23 protein-coding genes and 1 pseudogene are annotated in these 22,980 nt (G+C 68.8%); 15 read left to right on the top strand and 9 right to left on the bottom strand.

Annotation, left to right across the window (positions count from 1 at the left end; all coding sequences use genetic code 11):
• Positions 1-29: 29 nt before the first annotated feature.
• Together AB0B64_RS27970 and AB0B64_RS27975 are read left to right on the top strand one after the other, a co-directional pair.
• On the top strand, positions 30-1,193 hold the full coding sequence (locus AB0B64_RS27970) for a YncE family protein (protein WP_357945974.1): 1,164 nt from the start codon (positions 30-32) through the stop codon (positions 1,191-1,193).
• 70 nt (positions 1,194-1,263) lie between these two features.
• The gene (locus AB0B64_RS27975; RefSeq protein ID WP_357945971.1) at positions 1,264-2,490 is read left to right on the top strand and encodes an MFS transporter; all 1,227 of its coding nucleotides are present in this window, start codon (positions 1,264-1,266) and stop codon (positions 2,488-2,490) included.
• A 4-nt stretch (positions 2,491-2,494) separates the two neighbouring features.
• Here the strand turns inward: AB0B64_RS27975 and AB0B64_RS27980 are convergent, their stop codons facing one another.
• Positions 2,495-3,742, bottom strand: coding sequence for an MFS transporter (locus AB0B64_RS27980; RefSeq protein ID WP_357945968.1), 1,248 nt, complete (start codon positions 3,740-3,742; stop codon positions 2,495-2,497).
• Between the two features lie 115 nt (positions 3,743-3,857).
• Positions 3,858-4,682 (bottom strand): SAM-dependent methyltransferase, encoded by an 825-nt coding sequence (locus tag AB0B64_RS27985; RefSeq protein WP_357945965.1) that lies wholly within the window; start codon positions 4,680-4,682, stop codon positions 3,858-3,860.
• A gap of 287 nt (positions 4,683-4,969) precedes the next feature.
• Between AB0B64_RS27985 and AB0B64_RS27990 the strand changes: the two genes are divergently transcribed.
• Together AB0B64_RS27990 and AB0B64_RS27995 are read left to right on the top strand one after the other, a co-directional pair.
• Positions 4,970-5,875 carry a helix-turn-helix transcriptional regulator gene (locus AB0B64_RS27990; RefSeq protein WP_357945962.1) on the top strand — a complete coding sequence of 302 codons (906 nt, stop codon included), beginning with the start codon at positions 4,970-4,972 and terminating at the stop codon, positions 5,873-5,875.
• Between the two features lie 276 nt (positions 5,876-6,151).
• Positions 6,152-7,171 carry a LacI family DNA-binding transcriptional regulator gene (locus AB0B64_RS27995; RefSeq protein ID WP_357945959.1) on the top strand — a complete coding sequence of 340 codons (1,020 nt, stop codon included), beginning with the start codon at positions 6,152-6,154 and terminating at the stop codon, positions 7,169-7,171.
• Here the strand turns inward: AB0B64_RS27995 and AB0B64_RS28000 are convergent, their stop codons facing one another.
• Complete coding sequence (locus AB0B64_RS28000) at positions 7,172-8,815, bottom strand: glycoside hydrolase family 43 protein (RefSeq protein WP_358180766.1); 1,644 nt, start codon at positions 8,813-8,815, stop codon at positions 7,172-7,174.
• A gap of 136 nt (positions 8,816-8,951) precedes the next feature.
• On the opposite strand from AB0B64_RS28000, the gene AB0B64_RS28005 reads away from it, so the two are divergent.
• From AB0B64_RS28005 to AB0B64_RS28030, 6 genes and pseudogenes are all read left to right on the top strand, one after another.
• Positions 8,952-10,301: an extracellular solute-binding protein gene (locus AB0B64_RS28005; RefSeq protein WP_358180769.1), complete on the top strand. Its 1,350-nt coding sequence runs from the start codon at positions 8,952-8,954 to the stop codon at positions 10,299-10,301.
• 51 nt (positions 10,302-10,352) lie between these two features.
• Positions 10,353-11,285: a sugar ABC transporter permease gene (locus tag AB0B64_RS28010; protein ID WP_357945952.1), complete on the top strand. Its 933-nt coding sequence runs from the start codon at positions 10,353-10,355 to the stop codon at positions 11,283-11,285.
• Entirely contained in the window at positions 11,282-12,172 is an 891-nt protein-coding gene (locus AB0B64_RS28015; protein WP_358180772.1) for a carbohydrate ABC transporter permease, read from the top strand. The genes AB0B64_RS28010 and AB0B64_RS28015 overlap by 4 nt, the downstream gene beginning before the upstream one ends.
• Before the next feature lie 7 nt (positions 12,173-12,179).
• The gene (gene yicI / locus AB0B64_RS28020) at positions 12,180-14,411 is read left to right on the top strand and encodes an alpha-xylosidase (RefSeq protein WP_358180775.1); all 2,232 of its coding nucleotides are present in this window, start codon (positions 12,180-12,182) and stop codon (positions 14,409-14,411) included.
• Between the two features lie 25 nt (positions 14,412-14,436).
• Positions 14,437-15,879 carry a GH1 family beta-glucosidase gene (locus tag AB0B64_RS28025; protein ID WP_357945944.1) on the top strand — a complete coding sequence of 481 codons (1,443 nt, stop codon included), beginning with the start codon at positions 14,437-14,439 and terminating at the stop codon, positions 15,877-15,879.
• Positions 15,880-15,985: 106 nt separating this feature from the next.
• Positions 15,986-16,600 (top strand): annotated as a pseudogene (locus AB0B64_RS28030) (zinc-binding dehydrogenase); the annotation flags it as partial.
• Here AB0B64_RS28030 and AB0B64_RS28035 read toward each other — a convergent pair.
• The 3 genes from AB0B64_RS28035 to AB0B64_RS28045 all read right to left on the bottom strand — a co-directional run bounded on the left by AB0B64_RS28035 (position 16,546) and on the right by AB0B64_RS28045 (position 17,237).
• Positions 16,546-16,701, bottom strand: coding sequence for a hypothetical protein (locus AB0B64_RS28035; RefSeq protein WP_357945941.1), 156 nt, complete (start codon positions 16,699-16,701; stop codon positions 16,546-16,548). The pseudogene AB0B64_RS28030 and the gene AB0B64_RS28035 sit on opposite strands and share 55 nt — an antisense overlap.
• A 93-nt stretch (positions 16,702-16,794) precedes the next feature.
• Positions 16,795-16,974 carry a hypothetical protein gene (locus AB0B64_RS28040; RefSeq protein ID WP_357945939.1) on the bottom strand — a complete coding sequence of 60 codons (180 nt, stop codon included), beginning with the start codon at positions 16,972-16,974 and terminating at the stop codon, positions 16,795-16,797.
• Positions 16,975-17,003: 29 nt separating this feature from the next.
• The gene (locus AB0B64_RS28045) at positions 17,004-17,237 is read right to left on the bottom strand and encodes a cation transporter (RefSeq protein ID WP_357945936.1); all 234 of its coding nucleotides are present in this window, start codon (positions 17,235-17,237) and stop codon (positions 17,004-17,006) included.
• Positions 17,238-17,477: 240 nt separating this feature from the next.
• Between AB0B64_RS28045 and AB0B64_RS28050 the strand changes: the two genes are divergently transcribed.
• On the top strand, positions 17,478-18,404 hold the full coding sequence (locus tag AB0B64_RS28050; protein ID WP_357945933.1) for a helix-turn-helix transcriptional regulator: 927 nt from the start codon (positions 17,478-17,480) through the stop codon (positions 18,402-18,404).
• A 68-nt stretch (positions 18,405-18,472) separates the two neighbouring features.
• Here AB0B64_RS28050 and AB0B64_RS28055 read toward each other — a convergent pair whose 3' ends face one another.
• The gene (locus tag AB0B64_RS28055) at positions 18,473-19,249 is read right to left on the bottom strand and encodes a hypothetical protein (RefSeq protein WP_358180778.1); all 777 of its coding nucleotides are present in this window, start codon (positions 19,247-19,249) and stop codon (positions 18,473-18,475) included.
• Between the two features lie 112 nt (positions 19,250-19,361).
• On the opposite strand from AB0B64_RS28055, the gene AB0B64_RS28060 reads away from it, so the two are divergent.
• Complete coding sequence (locus tag AB0B64_RS28060) at positions 19,362-19,577, top strand: hypothetical protein (protein WP_358180781.1); 216 nt, start codon at positions 19,362-19,364, stop codon at positions 19,575-19,577.
• Between the two features lie 39 nt (positions 19,578-19,616).
• Here the strand turns inward: AB0B64_RS28060 and AB0B64_RS28065 are convergent, their stop codons facing one another.
• Both AB0B64_RS28065 and AB0B64_RS28070 read right to left on the bottom strand, forming a co-directional pair.
• A complete protein-coding gene (locus AB0B64_RS28065) occupies positions 19,617-20,462 on the bottom strand; it encodes an alpha/beta hydrolase (RefSeq protein ID WP_358180784.1) in 846 nt (281 codons plus the stop codon).
• Between the two features lie 170 nt (positions 20,463-20,632).
• Entirely contained in the window at positions 20,633-21,235 is a 603-nt protein-coding gene (locus AB0B64_RS28070) for a CGNR zinc finger domain-containing protein (protein ID WP_358180787.1), read from the bottom strand.
• Positions 21,236-21,344: 109 nt separating this feature from the next.
• Here AB0B64_RS28070 and AB0B64_RS28075 point away from each other — a divergent pair, with 109 nt between their 5' ends.
• From AB0B64_RS28075 to AB0B64_RS28085, 3 genes are read left to right on the top strand one after another with little or no spacing between them, the layout of a single operon-like run.
• The gene (locus AB0B64_RS28075; RefSeq protein WP_358180790.1) at positions 21,345-21,797 is read left to right on the top strand and encodes a VOC family protein; all 453 of its coding nucleotides are present in this window, start codon (positions 21,345-21,347) and stop codon (positions 21,795-21,797) included.
• Positions 21,798-21,828: 31 nt separating this feature from the next.
• Positions 21,829-22,713: a pyridoxamine 5'-phosphate oxidase family protein gene (locus AB0B64_RS28080; RefSeq protein WP_358180793.1), complete on the top strand. Its 885-nt coding sequence runs from the start codon at positions 21,829-21,831 to the stop codon at positions 22,711-22,713.
• Between the two features lie 24 nt (positions 22,714-22,737).
• Positions 22,738-22,929: a ferredoxin gene (locus tag AB0B64_RS28085; protein WP_357945912.1), complete on the top strand. Its 192-nt coding sequence runs from the start codon at positions 22,738-22,740 to the stop codon at positions 22,927-22,929.
• Positions 22,930-22,980 lie beyond the last annotated feature (51 nt).

A 22,980-nucleotide genomic window follows, 5' to 3' on the forward strand; every position in this document is an offset into this window, starting at 1 on the left:
CTGCCGAACGCCTTCCTAGGCTGTGGCGCATGCGACTGCCGAGGATGACGATCATGCTGGGAGCGGTCGCCGTCGCCGCCGCTTCCTGCGGTTCGCCCCCCGCTCCCATGGTTGCGGACCACGCCGCCGCGCCACTACCGAAGCAGCTGAAGCCGCTGAAGCCGCGACCGCACCGGCACGCGCCGGTAGCCGCACGCGTGACCGACGTCTACGCCCACGACCGGCCGGGGATGCTGAGCCCGCGGGTGGAGAAGATGACCCCTCGCGTGTACGTCCCCAACAGCGAGTCGGACACGGTGGACGTCATCGATCCGCGGACCTACCGGGTCGTGCGCCGCTTCCGGGTCGGCGCCCTGCCGCAGCACGTCGTGCCCTCCTGGGACCTGAAGACGCTGTGGATCAACGAGAATCAGGGCAACCGGCTCGTCCCCATCAACCCGGTCACGGGCCGCCCCGGCAAGCCGGTGCCCGTGGACGATCCGTACAACCTGTACTTCACCCCCGACGGCTCGTACGCGCTGGTCATGGCCGAACGCAACAACCGCCTCGACTTCCGCGACCCGCACACGATGCGCCTGATCCGTTCCCTCGACATGCCCTGCAGGGGCATCAACCACGGCGACTTCACCGCCGACGGATCGGCCTTCCTGGCCAGCTGCGAGTTCTCCGGCCAGATCGTCGCCATCGACTGGGAGCGCCCCCGTGTGAAGAAGGTGATCGGTGTGGGGTCGGCGAACATGCCGCAGGACGTCAAGCTGTCCTCCGACGGCCGGCTCTTCTACGTCGCCGACATGATGGCGGGCGGTGTGTGGATCATCAACGCCACCACGTTCCGGCGGGTGGGCTTCCTGCGCACCGGCGCGGGGGCGCACGGCCTGTACGTCAGCAGGGACTCGCGGCGGCTCTACGTCTCCAACAGGGGCGAGGGGACGGTCTCCGTCGTCTCGTTCGCCACCCGTGAGGTGGTCGAACGGTGGCGGATCCCAGGCGGCGGCTCGCCCGACATGGGCGGGGTGTCGGCGGACGGCAAGCAGCTCTGGCTGTCCGGAAGGTACGACGGCGTCGTCTACGTCCTGTCCACCAGGACCGGAAAGCTGCTCCACAAGATCAAGGTCGGCCGGGGCCCGCACGGGCTGTGCATCTACCCCCAGCCCGGACGCCACTCCCTCGGCCACACCGGCGTGTTCCGATGATCGGCCCCGGCGCAGGAAGATCTATAGGCGTTGCCGCGCGTCCGCACGGCCGCCCGCGCGATGATGCCGCATGACGAACAAGCAGGTCAGGACCCCTTTTCTGGTCGAAGTAGGGCGCAACGGGCGGCTCGTCATGGCCGCCCGAGCGCTGCGAACGTTCGGCTACGGATGTACCAGCGTGCTCCTGGCCGAACTGCTCGCCCAGGACGGCGCCGAACCCTGGCAGACCGGCCTGCTCCTGACCGTGGCCGCCGCCGGCTCGGTGCTGGCCAGCCTGGTGCTCGGCCTGTTCGCCGACCGCTGGGGACGCCGGCGCACGCTGATCGCCTGCGGCTGCCTGATGGCCGTCGCCGGTCTGGCGTTCGCGGTCAGTGAGTCCTATCCCGTCCTGCTCGCCGCCGCCTTCATCGGCACGATCTCGCCGTCCACCAACGACAACACCCCGTTCTCCGGGGTGGAGCAGTCCATCCTCGCCCAGACCTGCGCCCCGGTCCGGCACACCCTCGTCTTCACCTGCTACAACGTCACCGCCATGGCGGCCGGCGCCCTGGGCGGGCTGGCCGCCGCCGCGCTGTCGTTCCAGCCGTGGGTGTCGGCCGCCGACGCCGCCTTCGCGGTGTACGCGCTGCTCGCGGGCGGCACCGTACTGCTGTTCTGGCACCTCACACCGGACGCCGAGGCCGCGTCTATTGAGAAGTGCCAGACCGGGCCCCGGCTACGAGTGCCCGGACCGGTCCGCCGCCTGGCCGCGCTGTTCGCCCTCGACGCCTTCTCCGGCGGGATGGCCGTCCAGGCCGTCCTGGCCTGGTGGTTCGCCCACCGCTACGGGGCCACCACCGCGCAGCTCGGCCTGGTGTGCTTCGCCGCCAACCTGCTCCCGGCCCTCGCCCAGCTCACCGCGCCCCTGCTGGCCGCCCGGCGCGGGCTGCTGACCGCCATGCTGCTCCCCCACCTGGCCGCCAACCTGCTGCTGGCCGGCATCCCGTTCGCCCCGACCCTGGGTGGCGCGGTCGCGCTGCTGCTGCTCCGCCAGACGGTCTCCAAGATCGACGTACCGGCCAGGCAGGCCTTCACCGCCGCCGTCGTACCCCCTGCCTATCGGACGACCGCGGCCAGCATGACCAGCCTGGCGCGGAGCATCGCCGTGTCCGTCAGCCCGCTCGCCGCCACGGCCCTGCTCACGGGCACCCTGGTGGCGCTGGGCGCGCCCCTCATCGTCGGCGCCGTGCTGGGCATCGGCTATGACATCACGCTTTGGTGCGCGTACCGGACCGATCCCGCGGCGGAGGCCCTCTGAGCGCTCATCCGTCCTTCGTCGGCGTACGGGTGCCGCCCATCTCGGCCATCCCCCGGACGAGGAGCAGGCATGGCGGTATCACCAGCACCAACCCAGCAGCGCCCAAGAGGACGGCGTGGTCGCCCATGAGGTTCGTCAGCGGCCCGGTCAGCGCCTGGCCGAAGGGCATGAGGCCGAACGTGCTGAGCCACGCCAGCGAGGTGATCCGCCCGATCAGCTGGTCGGGCACCTCCCGGTACATCGCGACGTCCCAGGTGAGGGCGTACGTCTCGACACCGAAGCCGGCCACGAGGTAGCAGAAGAAGAGCACCCAGGCGGAGGGGGCGAAGAGGAGCGCCAGCGGGACCAGCGCGTACAGGGACATCGACCACATGGCCACGACGCCCGGCCGCCGCGGTTCCCAGGCCATCATCGTGACGCTGCTGATCAGACCGCCGGCACCGTAGAAGGCGAGCGCCGTGCCGTACGCCGCGTACGACCCGAAGGTCTCCCGGCTCATCAGCGGCAGGAGCACCTGGCTCGGGGCGATCACGAACATCAGGCTGACGGGCGAGAACAGGAGCAGGGCCGACAACCACGGCCGGCGCCCCGCCTCGGCGAACCCCAGCAGCGCCTCACCCAGCAGCGAGCGGCGTGGCACCGGCGTCCACGGTGGTTCCGGCACCCGGCGGAACACGGCCGCCCCGCCCGCGAAGACGACCCCGGCCAGCACGAACGGGAGCGCCTCGCCACCGCTCGCCAGTTGGGTGCCGACCACGGGCCCGGCGATGACGCCCAGGCGCGTACAGATGTTGACGAGGGCGCGGCCGGACACGCGCTGGTCTTCCGTCAGCGTGCCCGCCAGCATCGCGTTGAAGGCGGGCCGGATGAACGACTCCGCCGCGCCGACGGCGAAGAGAACGGCGGCCAGTAACCAGGCGGACAGACGCTGGCCGAGGACGAAGACCGGGACGAGCGCCGCGACGGCGTCCACGGCGAGCATGATCATCAGAATCCGCCGCCGGGGGAGGCGATCGGACCAGACGCCGCCCACCAGGAGCAGGCACAATGACGCGATGCCCTTGGCGGCGAGCACGGAGCCGACCGCGGACGCGTCACCCCCGGCATTGAGCACGGAGACGGTGACGGCGATCGCCAGAACCTGCTCGCCCAGCACGAAGCCGAGCTGCGCCGAGGCGAGCAGCCGGAAGGCGGGATTCCGCAGGACCGCGAGGTTGATGTTCGGCCGACGAGGGGCTTGCGCGGGTGTCATAGGCGGGCTTGACGAGGGTCTCGTGCGCGCGTCATCGGCGGGATCAGGCGAGGGTCTCGTGCGCGCGTCATAGGCGGGCTCAGGCGAGGGTCTCGTGCGGGCGTCATCGGCGGGCTTATCGCTTGCGCGCCACCCCGCACAACGCGTCCACCCGCTCCGTGGAGTCCTGGAACGGGTCGGGGTCGGGACGCCACTGCGGCAACGACACCACGCCGGGCGCCACGAGGTCCATGCCGTCGAAGAAGGCGGTGATCTGCCCTTCGTCGCGCAGGTTGTAGGGCACGCCGCCGCCCTCGTTGTAGTTCTCCTGGGCCTGGTCCAACGCCTGGCCGGTGACGAGGTTGACGCCGTCCCACAACGCCAGGTAGCTGCCGGGGGCCAGGCGCTCCATCAGCCTCGTCACGATCTCCGTCGGTCCCTCGTCGTCACGTACATAGCCCATGATGCCCATCAGCATGAGCGCGACCGGCCGGCTGAAGTCCAGGGTCCTGGAGGCACCAGCCAAGATCGCGTCCGGGTCGCGTAAGTCCGCTTCGATGTAGTCGGTGGCGCCTTCGCGAGTGCCCACGAGCAGGGCCTGGGCGTGCACCAGCACGAGCGGATCGTTGTCCACATAAACCACGCGGCTGGTCGGGTCGGCCTGCTGGGCGAGTTCGTGGGTGTTATCCACGGTGGGCAGCCCGGTGCCGATATCGAGAAACTGACGTATCCCCTGCTCCTGGACCAGATAGCGGACGATGCGGGCCAGCAGATGCCGAGACAGTTGAGCGATCCTCACGATTTCCGGGAACTCTTTGCTGAACGCATCACCGGCCTGGCGGTCGACCGGATAGTGGTCCTTGCCGCCGAGCCAATAGTTCCACATCCGCGCAGCGTGCGGGACAGATGTGTCGATATGCCGGTGAATCGGCGAGCCCCCTACAGGCGATTCGTCCGTCACGAAACCCTCCTCTAATGTCGCCTCCGTGGTTACTGAAACCTAGTGGCCGCGCTTTACCCGCGCTATACCGCGAAGGACGATAAAGTTGGATATTTCCGCATGAAGTGGCGGGGCAGTTCCCCAAGTCCGGGCGAGGTCGGCCACCCTCAGCGATGATGGAACCGAACAAGTGCACGGTGAAGAAGGAGCAGCCGGATGGGACCGACAGGAAATATGGTGTCTCAGCTGTCTCATGTGACAAGATGATGACGATCGCGGCGTGGCGATTTGCCGAATTGGGAGCATAAATGCCGACTCCTCGGGGCAGTGGCGACTCGACGGAAATCTCAGGCGACGCAGGGCAGCGTTCCGGGCCGACGGCCTTGCGGATGCTGGTCGGCGTACGTCTGCGGCGGCTGCGCGAGTCCCGCGGAATCACCCGCAGTGAGGCGGGGTCCGCCATCGGCTGCCCAGCGTCCAAGATCACCAACTTGGAAGGCGGACGGATCGGTCTCCCGCTCGGCGATGTGGCCGACCTGCTCAGCCTCTACGGCGTCGACGAGGACGAACGCCAGATCGTGCTGGCGCTGGCCGTACAGGCCAATGCTCCTGGCCGGTGGCAGGACTACCGAGACGTGATTCCCGACGAGTTCGAGGCGTTTCTCGGGCTGGAGCAGGACGCCACGATCATCCGCACCTACGAGGACCAGCACGTCCCGGCCCTGCTCCAGACCAAGGACTATGCCCGAGCCGTCATCGCGCAGAGCCACGAAGGCGGCGACGCCGAGCTGATCGAGCGCCGGGTCGCCCTGCGGATGCACCGCCAGCGACTTCTGCTGCCACCCACGCCCCGTACGTTATGGGTCGTCATGGATGAGTCGGTGCTGCGCCGTCAGGTCGGCGACAGCGTGACGATGCGCGCCCAGATGGAGCATCTCCACGAGATGGTCAAGCTGCCGCACGTCACCCTCCAGGTGCTGCCCTTCGTGCACGGCAAGGGGGTGGAACCCTTCACCGTCCTGCGCTTCGCCGAGGCGGACCTGCCTGACGTGGTCCATCTGGAACAGACCGCCGACACCCAGTACCTCACCAGGGACGCCGACGTCCGGCCGTACCGCCATCTGCTGAACCAGCTGAGCGTCTACGCGCAGCCGGCCGGAGCGACCCCGGAGATCCTCCAGCAGATCATCGGCACACTGTGGTCGGCGTCGTAGCCCCCGGAGAGCCTCAGCACGCTGTGGTCGGCGCCGTAACCGCGCGCGGCGGTCAGGGCTGACGCGGTCTACGCGCCTTGATACGGCGGGCCGGGGACGCAGCGTCAAGCCCGGCTTCGCGTGGTCGCCATTCCTTCTCCGGCCGGAGTACGGGGCGGGTGTGACACCATCGACCTTCGCGTGCGCGTTCGCCCGGCCGGAGTGCGCGGCGGGTGTGACACGATCGACCTGACACCGGGCAGGCCAGGGCGTCGTGGTGGAAGCTGAGTGAGGGACATGAACCGGGCACCAGGCATGGTGGATGTGGCACGCGAAGCCGGCGTGTCGCACGTCACCGTGTCCCGTGTCCTGAACGATCACCCGTCGGTCCGGCCGGAGACCCGGGCCCGGGTCGAGGCCGCCATCGAGAAGCTCGGCTATCGCCGTAACAGTGTGGCCCGCGCGCTCAAGAGCCGCCGGTCCTCGACGATCGGCGTGGTCCTCGCCGGGGCCGAGCTGTACGAGCTGCCCCGCGTCCTGCGTGGCGTACAGGCCGCGGCGCAGCGGGCCGGATACTGGCTCAACCTGGCCGCCTGGCAGGGCGGCACCACCAAGGACCTGACCGAGACGCTGCAGCGGCTCACCGACCAGGCGGTGGAGGCCATCGCGGTCATCGCCGACCGGCCCATGGTGATGGACGCCCTGGCCGACATCGTCACCGGCGTGCCCATGTCGGTGATCATGTCCGGCAACGTGCCCAACCCGGATGTCGGCTTCGTCGAGCTCGACCAGGAGCTCGGCGCGCGGCTCGCCGTACGCCACCTGCTGGAGCTCGGGCATCGCCGCATCGTTCATCTGACCGGCGCGCTGCGCACCTTCGACGCCCGCGAACGCGTCGAGGGCTGGCGGGCCGCGCTGGCCGAGACGCCGGACGCGCACGGCGAGCTGCTCGAGGGCGACTTCACCGGCAACAGCGGCTACCGGCTGGCCCACTACCTCGTCACCCGCAGTACGGGCGAGCTACCGACGGCGATCTTCGCCGGCAACGACCAGGTGGCCATGGGGGTGCTGGCCGCCTTCGCCGAACTCGGCGTCAAGGTGCCCGACGACATCTCGCTCGTCGGATTCGACGACATCGCCGGCGCGGCGTACCTGGTGCCCGCGCTCACCACGGTCCGCCAGGATTTCGTCGGTCTCGGCGAGCGGTCCATCCAGCAGGTGCTGCGCATGATGAAGGGCGAGCCGGCCTCCTCCGAGCGGATCGCCCCCGAGCTGGTGGTCCGGCGCAGCACAGCGCCGCCCCGGCCGCCGCGCTGACTAACCCGTCGTCCGGGGCACGCTGGTCTGCTCGGCGTGGGGCTGGTAGTCGAACCAGTGGGCGTACGCCCGTCCGCTGGCGGAGCGGCCGTTGCTGGTCGCGTACAGGCCGAGGTACACCCCGACGAACCCGCCCGCCCGCTCGGTGCTCAAGCAGGATCGCTCGACGTCGCCCAGGCTGATCCACTGCCCGGTGTCAGGTTCCCTGAGGCGAAAGGCGTAGCGGGCCTCGTCTCCCTCGACCGCCAGCACCACGTCGCCCGTCGCCAACGGTAGGGACGCCAGGCGGGTGCTCGTACCGGCCTGGCGTACGGTCAGCACCACCTGAGACCGCCCGCCATCGTCCACGGTGAGGGCGAGTGTGGCGTGGTGGTCCTGGTTCTGGAAGACGGCGAGTCCGGCCTCTTCCGCCGGATGCGCCGCGGAGAAGCTGATGTGTGTCCGCGCGTCGAAGCGGACATGCTGCTGGCGCCGCCCCAGGAAGGTGGGCACGCCGGTGGAGGCGAGCGACTCGGCGGCGAGGACGAGGCCGAGACCGCCCCCGTCGGCCGAGGGTCTGACGCGGTCGTCGACGGGTCCCCGGAGGCTGTTCCACTCCAAGCCCAGCACCGGCGCGTCGAAACGCACCCGGCCCGCCACCACAGCGGCACAATCGCCCAGCCCGGCAGAAGCGCCATCGCCCGATCCCGCAGAGGCACCATCGCCCAGCCCTGCGGTGGCGATCGACGGCAGCCGTTCCGACAGCCGCACGCCCCCCGCCTCCGGCGCGAAGACCGGCCCATGAGCACCCCAGGCGACGGGCACCAGGAACACCTCGCGGCCCAGCGTGTGCGTCCCCTCGATCGGCCGGACCCCGAGCGCCACGGCCCAGGTCTCGCCGTCGGGGGTGTCCACCAGGTCGACGTGGCCGACGTTCTGGACGGGCTCGGCCGAGCCGCGGTGCCGGTGGGTCAGCAACGGGCTGCGCGGATCGGTGACGTACGGGCCGGTGATGGCACTCGAGCGGGCCGCGGTGACGCTGTGGTTGCTCTCGGTCCCGCCTTCGGCGGCGATCAGGTAGTACACGCCGTCACGCTTGTACAGGTGGGGTGCCTCCACCCACGCCCCGCGTACCGCGCCGTGCCACAGCACGTGGGTCGGGCCGACGAGCTTGAGCCGGTCGAGGTCGAGCTCGCGCATCCACAGCTCGCCGGGGCCGCCGCCGGTCGGCTGGCGGGCGTCCCGGCAGGCGGTGAACCAGCACCGGCCGTCGTCGTCGAAGAACAGCGACGGATCGATGCCCTCGGCCTCCAGCGGCACCGGGTCCGACCACGGCCCGGCCGGGTCGTCGGCGGTGACGACGAAGGTGACGCTGCCCTGCCGGTTTCTGGCCAGGGTGGAGACCACGTAGAAGGTGCCGTCGTGGTGGCGGATGGTCGGCGCCCAGATCCCGTCGGAGACGTCCAGGCCCTCCAGCGACAGCGGGCTCGGCCGGTCGAGCACGTGCGTGAGCTGCCGCCAGCTCACCAGGTCCCGGCTGTGGAACAGGGGAATGCCCGGGAAGTAGGCGAATGATGAGGTGACCAGGTAGAAGTCCTCACCGGCCCGGCAGATCGACGGGTCCGGATAGCAGCCGGGCAGAACCGGGTTGCGGAAGGTGGGCACGGGGGTGGACTCCGAAGCTGTGTCGGCTCTGTTACGAGCAGGGGGCTTGACAGGATGACAACGTTAACATCAGGTTAGTTCCCAACGCACGACCCGGCATTCCGCCGTGGTGCACCACCCGTCCGAGGAGACCGTGATGACCCCACCGACCCCCCGACCGCGCCGTCGCTGGACGATGGCCGCCGCGCTCGCGGTCGCCCTGACGGCGACCGTGGCCGCCTGCTCGTCCGGCGACACGCCCTCCTCGGGCACCTCGGGCACCGAGGCCGCCAAGGGCCCGGTCACGCTCCAGGTCTGGACCTGGAACCTCAAGGGCAACGATCCGCGGGCCAAGGCGATCATCGACAAGTACCACCAGGAGAACCCGAACGTCACCGTCAAGCTGTCAGAGGTAGGCGGAACCGCCGACACCGCCTCCAAGCTGCTGGCCGCCGACCAGGCCGGCGACACCCCCGACGTGGTGCAGGTGGAGTACCGCGGCCTGCCCGCCCTGGTGGTGGCCGGGGCCGTCAAGGACGTCACCGCCGACGTGGCCGGCGTCAAGTCCGGCATCGAGCCCAACATCTGGGCCCTGACCACCTTCAACAACCAGGTCTACGGCGTGCCCCAGGACATCGGGCCGATGATGTTCACCTACCGCAAGGACCTGTTCGACAAGTACGGCGCCAAGGTCCCCACCACCTGGGCCGAGTACGCCAAGGCGGCCGAGCAGATCCACAAGAAGAACCCCGAGGCCTACATCGCCAGCTTCTCCGCCGCCCAGCTGGAGTTCTTCGCCGCGCAGGCCGCCCAGGCCGGCGCCCAATGGTGGAGCAACGACGGCAAGGCGTGGAAGGTCGGCATCGACAGCGAGCCGTCGCTGAAGACCGCCGACTTCTGGGAGGACCTCGTGAAGCGGGACCTGGTCAAGGTCGAGCCGCTGCTCACGCCGGAATGGAACGCTCAGGTCAACGACGGCAAGCTGCTGAGCTGGGCCGCCGCCGCCTGGGCCCCCAACGTGATCCACTCGGTGGCGCCCGACACCGCCGGCAAGTGGGAGTCCGCGCCGCTGCCGCAGTGGACGGCCGGCGACCCCGCCGTCCCGTTCCTGGGCGGCTCCGCCTTCCTGGTGCCGGCGAAGTCCAAGCACGCCAAGGAGGCCGCGGCCTTCGCCGCCTGGCTCGGCGCCTCCGACGAGGGCTCCAAGCTGCAGCTCTCCCTCGACATCTACCCCGGCGGCAACGCCGGCCGCCAGGCGACCCTGAGCCACGAGCCGCCCAAGCTGATGCCGCAGCAGAAGGACTTCTACCAGGTCGCCGACCAGGTGATCAAGAACACCACCATCCCGGTGACCTGGGGACCCAACGTGAACGTGTCGCAGACCGCGTTCGGAGACGCGCTCAACAAGGCCGCGCTCAACAAGAGCTCCTTCCGCGAGGTATACAAGGCCACGCAGCAGGCAGTCGTCGCCGACCTGGAGAAGTCCGGCTACACCGTCACCAAGTAAGACGCCGAGGGCCCGTCGGGGCCCTCGGTCCGACCCCATCCTGGATGTCTCATGCCCGCCAACCCCGCTGGCCGGCGCTCGCGCCTCCGCTTCCGCGGCGCCGCCACCCCGTGGCTGTTCGCCACGCCCGCGATCGTGTTGTTCACCCTGTTTCTGATCATCCCGATCGGTTACGCGATCTACCTGAGCTTCCGCGGCTTCCGCATCGACGGCGGCGGCGCGTTCGGGCGGCGGGTGCAGACTTTCGTCGGCTTCGACAACTATCTCGCCGCGCTCACCGATCCCGAATACGTCGCCGGGCTCGGCCGGGTGCTGCTCTACGGCCTCATCTCCATTCCCAGCGTGCTGGGCCTGGCGCTGCTGTTCGCGCTGCTGCTGGACACCCCCAGGGTGCGGGCGCGCGGCTTCACGCGTACCGCGATCTTCCTTCCGTACGCGGTGCCCGGCGTCATCGCCAGCCTCCTGTGGGGCTTCCTCTACCTGCCCAGCACCAGCCCGCTCAACTACCTCGCCAAGCAGCTGCACGCCGGGCCGCTGGACTTCTTCAGCTTTCCCACCTTGTACTTCTCCCTGGCCAACATCGCGCTGTGGTCCGGCGTCGGCTTCAACATGATCATCATCTTCACGTCGCTGCGCGCCATCCCCACCTCCATCTACGAGGCGGCCCGCATCGACGGGGCCGGCGAGCTGCAGATCGCCTGGCGCATCAAGATCCCCCTGGTGGCGCCCGCGCTCGTGCTCACCGGCCTGTTCTCCGTGATCGGCACCCTGCAGTTGTACAGCGAGCCGGCCACGCTGCGGCCGATGTCGACCACCATCAGCTCCACCTGGGTGCCGCTGATGAAGATCTATCAAGAGGCGTTCATGAACGACAATCTCGGCGGGGCCGCCGCCGCCTCCGTCGTCCTGGCCGTGGGCATCCTGGTCCTGTCCATGTTGCTGCTGCGCTTCTTCCAGCGCCGTACCTTCGGGGACAACGCATGAGCGCCGCCCTCCAGAGCCGCACCGGTGATCGCCAGTTCCGCAGGCGCCGCGCGGGTGCGGCGCGGCGGCCACGGCTGGCGCTGATCGTGCTGCTGCTCGGCGCGCTCTACTGTCTGGCCCCCGTGGTCTGGGTGGTCGCCGCCGCCTCGAAGACCTCGCGCGAGTTGTTCACCACCTTCTCCTTCGCCCCCGGCAGCGGGTTCTTCGACAACCTCGCCAACCTGAGCGCCTACGGGGGCGGCCAGTTCTGGCAGTGGGGGCTCAACTCCCTGCTGTACGCCGGGCTCGGCGCGGTCCTGTCCACGCTGGTGTCGGCCATGGCCGGTTATGCCCTGGCCAAGTTCCGCTTCCGGGGCAGCCAGGTCCTGTTCTCGGTGATCCTCGCCGGTGTGCTGGTGCCCGGCATCGTGCTGGCCGTTCCGCAGTATCTGCTCATGGCGGCCGTCGGCCTGGCCGGGACCTACTGGTCCGTACTCCTGCCGGTGATCATCAACCCGTTCGGCATCTTCCTGTGCCGGGTCTTCGCCAACGCGGCGGTCCCCCAGAGCACGCTGGAAGCGGCCCGTCTGGACGGCGCCGGCGAGTTCCGTATCTTCGGCGGCATCGTGCTGCCCATGATGACGCAGGGGCTGGTGACGGTGTTCCTGCTGCAGTTCGTCGGCATCTGGAACAACTTCCTGCTGCCCTTCATCATGCTCTCCGACCAGGACAAATACCCCATCACCCTCGGCCTGTACACGTTCATGGGCAAGGGCGCGGGCGACGGCGACCTGTACTCGCTGGTCATCATGGGCTCGGCCGTGTCCGTCATCCCGCTGATCGTTCTGGTCCTGGTCCTGCAGCGCTTCTGGCGCGCCGACCTGCTGGCCGGCGGATTGAAGGGATGATCCACTAATGAAGTTCACCGACGGTCTCTGGCAGTTGCGTCCCGGCGTCACCGCGCTGTACGCCGCCGAGGCTCACGACATCTGGGCGGAGGACGGGACGGTCACGGTGACCGCGCCCACCACCGTCATCCACCGCAGGGGCGACACGCTCAACCGGCCGGTGCTCTCGCTGACCCTGTCGTCACCGCTGCCGGACGTGATCCGCGTACGCGTCGACCACCACGTGGGAGGCGGCGAGGAACGCGGCTTCGAGCTGCCCGGCGCCGAGGACGGCCACGGCGTCGTCAAAGCGGACGACACGAACGGGGCGACGCTCACCAGTGGGGCACTGAGCGCGACCATCGCGCCCGGAGCCCCGTGGAACCTGTCCTTCCACGGTGACGGCCGCCCGCTGACCGCCAGCGGCCACAAGTCCATCGGCTACTTCCGGCTCACCGAGGACGCGCACGTCGATTCGGCGCCGGTCGGCGCCGCCCGCTCCTCCGTCCACCTCGCCCAGCAGCTCTCGCTCGGCGTGGGCGAGGTGGTGTACGGGCTGGGCGAACGCTTCGGGCCGCTGGTCAAGAACGGCCAGACCGTGGAGATCTGGAACGCCGACGGCGGGACCTCCTCCGAGCAGGCGTACAAGAACGTGCCGTTCTACCTGACCAACCGCGGATACGGCGTCTTCGTCAACCATCCCGGGCATGTCTCGTACGAGATCGGGTCGGAGGCGGTGCAGCGCGCGCAGTTCTCGGTCGCGGGAGAGAGCCTCGAGTATTTCGTGATCTACGGGCCGACGCCCAAGCGGATCCTCGAACGCTACACCGCGCTCACCGGCCGTCCGGCCCACCTGCCCGCGTGGTCCTACGGCCTGTGGCTGTCGACCTCGTTCACCACCGACTATGACGAGCGGACGGTGACGTCCTTCATCGACGGCATGGCCGAGCGCGACCTGCCGCTGTCGGTCTTCCACTTCGACTGCTTCTGGATGCGCGAGTTCAACTGGTGCGACTTCGCGTGGGATCCGCGCGTCTTCCCCGACCCCGAGGGCATGCTCGCCCGCCTGCGCGCGAAGGACCTGCGCGTCTGCGTGTGGATCAACCCCTACATCGCCCAGCGCTCGCCGCTGTTCGCCGAGGCCGCCGAGCGGGGCTTCCTGCTGAAGCGTCCCGACGGGTCGGTCTGGCAGTGGGACCTGTGGCAGCCCGGCATGGGGCTGGTCGACTTCACCAATCCCGACGCGACCCGGTGGTTCCAGTCCAAGCTGCGCGCACTTCAAAAGCAGGGAGTCGACGCTTTCAAAACCGACTTCGGAGAGCGCATCCCGCTCGACGTCGCCTATTTCGACGGGTCCACGCCCGAACGGATGCACAACCTCTACACCCACCTCTACAACACGGCCGTGTTCGAGGTGCTGGAGGAACAGCGCGGCCGGGGCGAGGCGGTGCTGTTCGCGCGATCGGCGACCGCCGGCGGCCAGCGGCTGCCGGTCCACTGGGGCGGCGACACGGGGTCGAGCTATGAGTCCATGGCGGAGACCCTGCGCGGCGGCCTGTCGCTCGCCTTCTCCGGCTTCTCCTTCTGGAGCCACGACATCGGCGGCTTCGAGGGCACCCCGGATCCCGGCGTCTTCAAGCGCTGGGTAGCCTTCGGGCTGATGTCCTCCCACTCGCGGCTCCACGGCTCCTCCTCCTACCGCGTGCCCTGGGCCTTCGACGAGGAGGCGGTCGAGGTGACCCGGCTGTTCACGAAACTCAAGCTCCGCCTGATGCCGTACCTGTTCCAGGTGGGCCTCCAGGCCCACGAGAGCGGGACGCCCGTCATGCGGCCGATGGCGATGGAGTTCCCCGAGGACCGCAACGTCACCCACCTCGACACCCAGTACATGCTGGGCCCCGACCTGCTCATCGCGCCGGTCTTCAGCCCAGACGGTACGGTCGAGGTCTACCTACCGGACGGCACGTGGACGAACCATCTGACGGGCGAGCGCGTCGAGGGCGGACGCTGGCGCACCGAGACGCACGGCTTCACCTCGATGCCGATCTACGTACGCGAAGGCGCCGTCCTGCCCATCGGGGCCAGGGACGACCGGCCGGACTACGACTACCTCGACGGCCTGACCCTCCGCGTGTACCCGGGACCGGACGGCGAGACCACCCTCACGGTCACCGACCAGGTGTTCACCATCACCCGCTCCGGTGGCCAGGTTTCCATCTCTTCTTCCCTCGCCTCCGGCTGGACCTACGAACTCGCCTGACGGCGCCACGAAACGAGGATTCTTCATGACGCCCAACCGCGACGACTACCGCGAATCCGGCCTGACCTTCCCCGCCGGCTTCCTCTTCGGCTCCGCCACCGCCGCGTACCAGATCGAAGGCGCGGCCGACGAGGACGGGCGCGGGCCGTCCATCTGGGACACCTTCTCCCGCACGCCCGGCAAGGTGTGGAACGGCGACACGGGAGACGTGGCCGACGACCACTACCACCGCCTCGAAGAGGATCTCGACCTCATGAGCGAGCTCGGGCTGGAGGCCTACCGCTTCTCGATCGCCTGGCCGCGCATCCAGCCCACCGGCCGCGGCCCGGCCAACCCGAAGGGGCTGGACTTCTACAGCCGCCTCGTCGACGGCCTCCTCGCCCGCGGGATCACCCCCGTCGCCACCCTCTACCACTGGGACCTGCCCCAGGCGCTCGAGGACGAGGGCGGCTGGACCGACCGCCGGACTGCGTACGCCTTCGCCGACTACGCCCGTATCGTCGGCGAGGCCCTGGGCGACCGCGTCGCCGTGTGGACGACCCTCAACGAGCCCTGGTGCTCGGCCTACCTCGGCTACGGCTCGGGCGCGCACGCCCCTGGCCGTACCGACGGCGCCGCGGCCCTCGCGGCGGTGCACCACCTCAACCTGGCGCACGGCCTGGCCGTCCAGGAGCTGCGGCAGGTGGTCACCAACGCGCCCCAATACGCGATCACCCTCAATTTCCACGTCCTGCGGGGCGAGGGTGACGACGGCGAGGAGGCCGTGCGCCGCATCGACGCCCTGGCCAACCGCGCCTTCACCGGGCCGCTGCTACGCGGTGAATACCCGGCCGACCTGCTCAAGGACACCGCCGGCGTCACCGACTGGTCGTTCGTCCACGAGGGTGACCTCGCGGTCATCCACCAGCCGCTCGACCTGCTCGGCGTCAACTACTACTCGACCACGACCGTACGTCTCTGGGACGGCGTCAGCCCGCGGCAGAGCAACGACGGCCACAAGGACATGGGCGGCTCGCCCTGGCCGGGGGCCGACCAGGTGGAGTTCGTCGCGCAGGCCGGACCGTACACCGACATGGGCTGGAACATCGATCCGGGCGGCCTGGAGGAGCTCCTTCTCCACCTGCACGCCGAATTCCCCGGCCAGGCCCTCATCATCACCGAGAACGGCGCGGCCTTCCCGGACGAGCTCACCGTCGAGGCCGACGGGACGCGGGCCGTGCACGACGCTCTGCGCACCGATTATCTCCGGCGCCACTTCGTGGCCGCCCACCGCGCCCTCCAGGGCGGCGTCGATCTGCGCGGGTATTTCGTGTGGTCCCTCATGGACAACTTCGAGTGGGGGTACGGCTACTCCAAGCGGTTCGGCATCGTGCACGTCGACTACGACACGCTCCGGCGTACCCCGAAGGACAGCGCGCACTGGTACCGCGACCTCATCACCGACCGCACCATCCCGGCGCTGCCGTGACTTCGCCGCCGTCCCCCGCGAGAGGGCATCGGCTCGACCGGTTCAATCGGTCGAGAGAGCTCGTGGGCGGGAATCCGTCTCCTGCGCGGCCGCCCAGGACGCGAGCAGGCGCAGCGCCAGCCTCCTGGCCGCGTCCGATGTGCTGGGCACCGGCTGGTTCGGCGCGATCGCCGCGCAGGCCGCCCCTGGCAAGACGGTCGTGGTCGTCGGCGACGGCGCGGTCGGACTGCTCGCGGTGCTGGCCGCCAAGCAGCTCGGCGCGGAGCGGATCATCGCGATGAGCCGCCACGAGTCCCGCCAGCGGCTCGCCCGCGACTTCGGCGCGACGGACATCGTCACCGAACACGGCGACGAGGGCGTAGCGATGATCAAGGAACTCACCGGCGGCCTCGGCGCCCACTCGGTCATCGAGGCCGTCGGCACCCAGGAGTCGATGATGCAGGCCATCCGCTCCACCCGCCCCGGCGGCCACGTCGGCTACGTGGGCGTCGCCCACGACGTCGCGCTGCCCGGAGAGGAGCTGTTCTTCTCCCATGTGCACCTGCACGGCGGGCCGGCCCCGGTCCGTCAGTATCTGCCCGAGTTCGTCGACCTGATCTTGGACCGCCAGATCGACCCCGGCAAGGTCTTCGACCTCGAACTACCGCTCGAACAGGCCGCCGAGGCTTACCAGGCCATGGACGAACGCCGCGCCATCAAGGTCCTCCTGCACGCCCGGTAGACGTCGGCCACTCCGGGCGCTCCCGTGATCAGGACCATCACGGGGCCGCTGCCATGGGTCTCGTAGTAGAGGCGGCCCCCTGGGACTTCGAGAGTGCTCATGCGCTGTGGACTCCTCATCAGCTCTGCGCGTTTTGCGATACATAGTGCATATACCAGATTCACCTTGTCCACTTGGAGCGACAGAGCGGTCGCTCACCAGGATCCGATCTCGAAAGGCCGCTGGGCGGCAACCTCCGAGGGCAGTTCGGTCGCCGCCTCCAGCGCATACAGGCAGAACATGACCAGCTCGTCCGTCGGCACGTCGTCGCGAACCTGACCGGCCCGGCCGGCGGCGGCGAGCGCGTCGCGCAGCATGGCCTCGAGCCGCCACACGTCTGCGTGGTGACAATCCACGCAGCACATCACGTTGCCACGACGTCGCAACCGGCCGCTTCCATGGCGGCCCGCACCTCCAGCTCGTTCACGGGACCGTCGGTCAGGATGCTCACCCGAGATTGCGCCGGATCGACGTCCACCCCCACAACTCCCGGCACCTGGATGAGCTCCGCCTTGACGGCGCCAAGGCAGTGCGCGCACGTCTCCGGCGTCAGGCCGGCGACACGATAGGCGACAAGGCTGTACGCAACGGTGATCAATGGGATTCCTCCTCGTTCGCGGCGATGATGTTTCGCCTCACTCCCCGATCGTGCTGCAGACCAGGGTGCTTGTGGAGGGTGCGAGAGATTCCGAAGTAGGACATGGCGGAAATAAGAAACTCTTTGCCGACAAAGGGGCTGATATGCCAATGTGCAGGATTGATCCAACACGGAGGGAGCCGGGTGGGCAGCGGGGCATTTTCCGGGGACGACGACGTTGCGCGCTCTCTGTACGCCCGCATGCGCCAGGGAGGCGAGTCGCTTTCCGAGGCCGCGGCGAAGCTGAGCCTGACAGCGGCGGACATCGACCGGGCCCGCGACGAGCTCACCCGGCTCCACCTGCTGAACCCGGAGACACAGGCCGCCGCCGACCTGACCGCCGCGCTCAATCGCAGCCTGCAAGGCAGCCATCGCATGCTCGACGACCTCGTCGAGCAGCACGTCAAGATCGCCAAACTGGCCAAGCACTACCTCGGCCTGCCCGAGCGGACGGACAACCACGCCAACATTGAGTATTTCCCATGGCCCGACCACCGCCGGCAACTCCACGACCGGCTCAGCGAGCTGTCCGAACTGGCCGAACACGAGGTGCTCGGCATGCACCCGATCGCTGTCTGGACGCGTGAATCTCTCGACGCGGGCCTGGCGCGCAGCGAGGCGAACATCCGCAACGGCGTACGGGTGCGGAGTCTGCACGCCCAGATCGCCATGTCGAACCCGCTGATCCGCGAGTACACGGTGCGGTGGCGGGAGCTGGGCATTGAGATACGGGTCACCCCGGTGATCCCCACACGCATGGTCATCTACGACCGTACGACCGCCGTCGTCCAGACCGACCCTGCAGACCTGAACGCCGGCACTGTCCTGATCCGAGGCGCCGGCGTGGTGAAATCCCTCGCGGCGATCTACGACTACTGCTGGACGACCGCCTCCGAGCCCGAGGACGTGCCCCGCTCCGCCGACGGCTCCTCACTCACCGAACAGCAGCAGGCGGTGCTGCGCATGCTGGCCGCCGGCGTGAAGGACTCCGCCATCGCCCGCAGCATGGGCGTCTCCACCCGTACCGTCACCCGCGTGGTGGGCGAGCTGACGGTGCTGCTGGGCGCGGGCAGCCGCTTCCAAGCAGGCGTCCGAGCGGCCCGGCTCGGCTGGCTCGACACCCACTGACCGCACGCCGACGACCTGCGGCCCCGTACGGGAGCGGCGAGGCACCGTCCGGGCCGATCGTCACTCCGTCAGTCGCCCAGAATCTGGGCCGTGGGCTGGGGCTGCTGCCACATGTCACGGCCGTTGCTCCACAGCTCGGCGGCATGGTAGGCGAACCGGTCGAACAGGCCGTCGTCCTGGCACCGCCTCAGGTGCAGCATGGGCGAGTCATGCCCGACCAGCTTGGCCAGATGAGGCGTGACGAGCATGTCCGAGTCGAACCGGAACACGCTCATGGCGATGTGCGCGTCCCCGTACCGCGCCTCGATCCCGGGAACGTCGCGCAGCTGCTTGATCTCCGACAGCGTGATCCGGATACGCGTGGAGACGGTCAACGGGACGTTCTCCACTTCCTCACGGCTGCGCGTGACGTCGCTCTCCGGGTCGCCGACGAGAAACCGGATCTTGCAGCCCTGCTGAGCCTTCCGTTTGAGGACCTTTGCCAGGTTCGGGTGTTCCAGCCAGAGGAAGTAGTTCGTGTAACCGGCGAACACGATCTCATTTCGCGCAGAGTTGATGAGGTCGCGCCAAATTGATGTCGGGCATGCCGAACGATACGGATAAGTGGTCAAGACTTCCTTGTCCGGCCCCATTTTAACCGCATTGCGAATTGCGTCTGGCCATAGCACGGCTGTCTCAACTCCTAGTGCCTCTGCGGCGGCCCACTGGTGCCGCAGGTGCGGGACACGAGTCTCGTCCTGCAGCCAGCGTTCCACCGTCTTGACGTCCACGCCACACCGGTCGGCCAAATTCTGGTTCGTGACCTGGGCGTTCAGCATGGCGCTGTGTAGGGCGACGTTAGCCACGGGACACCTTGGGGTGGAGGACGCCAGGGACGTTTTGAGCGTAACGCCATAACGTCCTGGACGTCTAAATAACGCGGTTGGTTCGTCGCTCTTCAGTAAGCACGCTGACCACATGTTCACGCCGGTAATTCTCGAAGACCTCCAGGAGACTTTTCCTGGTTGGCGCATTTGGCGCAGTTCCGCAGGACGCCTCTGGGCAACTCGAAACGGCCGACACCTATCGCCGTACGAGGTGGATCACGGCCTCTACCAGACGGTCGATGCCGACGACATCGCCCAACTCGCCGAGCAGTTGAGGGGGCAGGACGCCGTAGAACAAGCACTGTGAGCACTCTCTACGTCGAACACTCCCTACGTCACGAGCACCTCAACGGCCCGGCCCAGCGGCGTCTGCGGTCGTACCCGCCAGGAATCGGACGAGCAGTCCGCGGGTCTCCTCGGGGCAGTCGTCGTGGAGTGAGTGTCCGCCGCCCGGCACGGTGCGGACTTCGGCCTGGGGCAGGCGTGTGACGAACCGCCTGGCAAGGCTCGCCGGGAAGTAGCGGTCCCGGTCGCCCCACAGCAGCAGGACGGGAGCTCGTACCAGGTGGAGGTCCCTTTCGGTGGCCGCCCAGCTCACCGAGCGTTCCACCCGCAGGACGTCGTCGAGCCGGGACGATCGCATCGTGCGTACGAGGTCGTCGATCCGGTCTTCGGGAACACGGTCTCGATGGGCGAAGGATTTGATCAGCATGTGCCGGATCGAGGGCCGCAGCAACCGGCGAAGGACCAGTTCGCCGACGACCGGGAGCCGGGCGAGGCGGAATTCCCACGCGTCCTTGACGTCCAGGCCGCCGGGAGCGATCAGGGCCAGGCGGGTCACGGTGTCCGGGTGGAGTTCGGCGAAGCGCAGGGCGAAGCCGCCGCCCCAGGAATGACCGACGATCGCCGTACGCCCGAGGCCGACCGCATCGAGAAAGTCCCCGATGAGGCGCACCACTCCATCCACCCCCAGGGAGAGACCGCGGTCGAGGATCTCTGTGGCGCCCTGCCCGGGCGGGTCCAGGGCATAGACGGTGTGGCGCTGGGAGAGGACCGGGATCAGGTCCTGGAAGGTGAACCGCCAGCCGCCGGCTCCCGGCAGCAGGAGGACAGGCGGACCGTTTCCGGCTCGCGCGTAGTGAAAGCGGGCCAAGGCCGTCTCCACGACCACTCCGGCCGCACCGTCCGGCATGGATCGACCACTGCTTTCGGCAACGGACACGGCCCCTCCAGTAAACCACTAACTCGAACATCGGTGTTCAAGTTAATCGCAGAACGGGCGGGACGTCGAGGCAGGTGGCGGGTTGGGCTTCTCGATCGACGCCAGGCCGACTATGCGCCCAGGGTCATGACCCTCAGCCCTCAGCCCTCGGCCCCCTGCCGCACCTTGGCGTAGTGACGGGCGGCTCGCGCCCGGTTGCCACAACCGGGTGAGCACCACTCACGCCGTGCGGTGTCGCGGACGAAGTACAGCACGCAGCCCGGACCATGACAGGCGGACAACTGCTCACGCAGTGGCCCGGCGAACAGGTCGATGGCGTCTTCGGCCAGTGCGGCGAGGGCAGCCGCTACGGGACGGCCCGCGGCGCGCACCGTCGTGTGCGGCTCAGGGGTGGTGCGCAACTCGCGCCAGCGCGGGGTCAGCCCCGCGTGACGATTGAGGGTCGCGACGACGTCCGGCTCGGGTTCACGGTCGTTCACGGCCGCGGCGGCGAGGGCTCGGACAGCGTCTCGGAGCTCTCTGGCGAGGCGCAGATCACCGTCGGTGACACCCTGAATGTCGGCATCGGTGAGTGCGACCGCGAGGCGTGGGCGCATGTCGCGCAGCCAGGCCGCCAGATGCTCGACGCTCCGCAGGCCATCCTTGCGGCGGCCTCTCACCGCGTACGTGGTGTTGCCGAGTTCGATGGACGGCGGTCCACCGAGAAACGGAGCGCCGCCATCCGCGAGGTGTGCCACTTCCACTCTTCTAACGCTATCTCCAGCTTGACACCGTTACAAACCACGCGCCATATTCTAATGGTTCGCCGAGCGGTGAACCGTGAGAACGACACCTTCACACTGGAGATCCCGTATGAGCACACTGGCCCTGCAAACCGGGCACGTCGGCCTGAACGTGACCGACTTGCCGCGTTCCATCGCCTTCTACCGCCAGGTCTTCGACTTCGAGGTCATGAGCGAGCGGACCGACGGCGACCGCAGATTCGCCCTCCTCGGCCGCGACGGCACCCTGCTGGTCACGTTGTGGCAGCAGAGCGGCGGTACGTTCGCCACCGACCAGCCCGGCCTGCACCACCTGTCGTTCCAGGCGCCCGACATCGAGGCGGTTCGTCGCGCCGAGGCCACCTTGCGGGAGCTCGGCGTACAGCCGGCCTATGACGGGATCGTCCCGCACGGCGAGGGCTCGTCGTCCGGAGGTGTCTTCTTCGCCGACCCGGACGGCATCCGCCTGGAGATCTATGCGCTGAGCGGCGCCGACACCGCGCCCGCGCCCACGCCGGGCGCACCGACCTGCGGCTTCTTCTAACAGAGGCGCCCGCGCCGGAAAGGGATCCCTCATGCTTCACCAAGGCGAACACGCAGTACAGCGCCGCGCCGGTCTGAGCACCGACGGCTTGGGATCAGCCGGCGTGCGGGCGACCATCCCGTCAGTGGCGGCGGAGTTCCTCAGCCGGCAGCGCCTGATGGTGCTCGCGGCCGCCGACGACACCGGCGCGGCCTGGGCCGGCGTGCTCACCGGCCCGCCCGGCTTCGCCACCGCCCCCGACGACCGTACCGTCATCGCCGACCGGCTTCCCGGCACCGGCGATCCGCTGGCGGACCTCTTCGACACCGAGCGGCCGGTGGGCATGCTCATGATCGAGCCGGCCACCCGAAGACGGATGCGGGTCAACGGCCGCGCCCGCCGGCACGGAGATCAGCTCCTGGTACGCACCGAACAGGTGTACTCCAACTGCCCGAAATACCTTCAAACCCGCGCCTACATCGACGACTCACCCTCCGCACGCAGGACAGCATTCGTCACCGGCGAGCTCACCACCGGTCAACAGCAGTGGATCGCCGCGGCCGACACGTTCTTCATCGGCACTTATGCGGCGGGGCTCGGGGCCGACGCCTCACACCGCGGCGGCAACCCCGGCTTCGTCGCAGTGACCGGAAGCCGCCGGCTGACCTGGCCCGACTACGTCGGCAACTCGATGTACATGACGTTGGGCAACCTTGAGCTCGAGCCGCGCTGCGGGCTGCTGTTCCTGGACTGGGAGAACGGTCACACCCTGCACCTGACCGGCCGCGCCCGCGTCGACTGGGACCAGGAGCGGGCGGCCGCGGTGCCCGGCGCGCAACGGCTGATCGACTTCGACGTCGAAAGAGTCATCCAGATCGCCGGGGGCCTCCCCCAGCGATGGTCCTTCGACAAGTACTCCAGGTTCAATCCCGCCTGAACGTCCCGCATCTGAAAGAGACCCATGCGCGTCCGTGTCGACATGGCCCTGTGCCAGACCCACGCCCAGTGCGTGTTCGCCGCCCCGGAGGTCTTCGCCCTCAGCAACGATGACGAGCTGGTGTACGACGCCATGCCCGCCGACGCCCATGGGCCCGCCATCGAGGAGGCGGCCCGCGCCTGCCCCGTACAGGCGATCTACCTGGACGGGAACTGACTCGGGTAGCTGATCGGGGTAGGGCACTGGAACACCCACCTACCGTGACCT

Origin of the sequence: Nonomuraea sp. NPDC049129 (genome assembly GCF_040648495.1) — a bacterium.
GTDB lineage: Bacteria > Actinomycetota > Actinomycetes > Streptosporangiales > Streptosporangiaceae > Nonomuraea.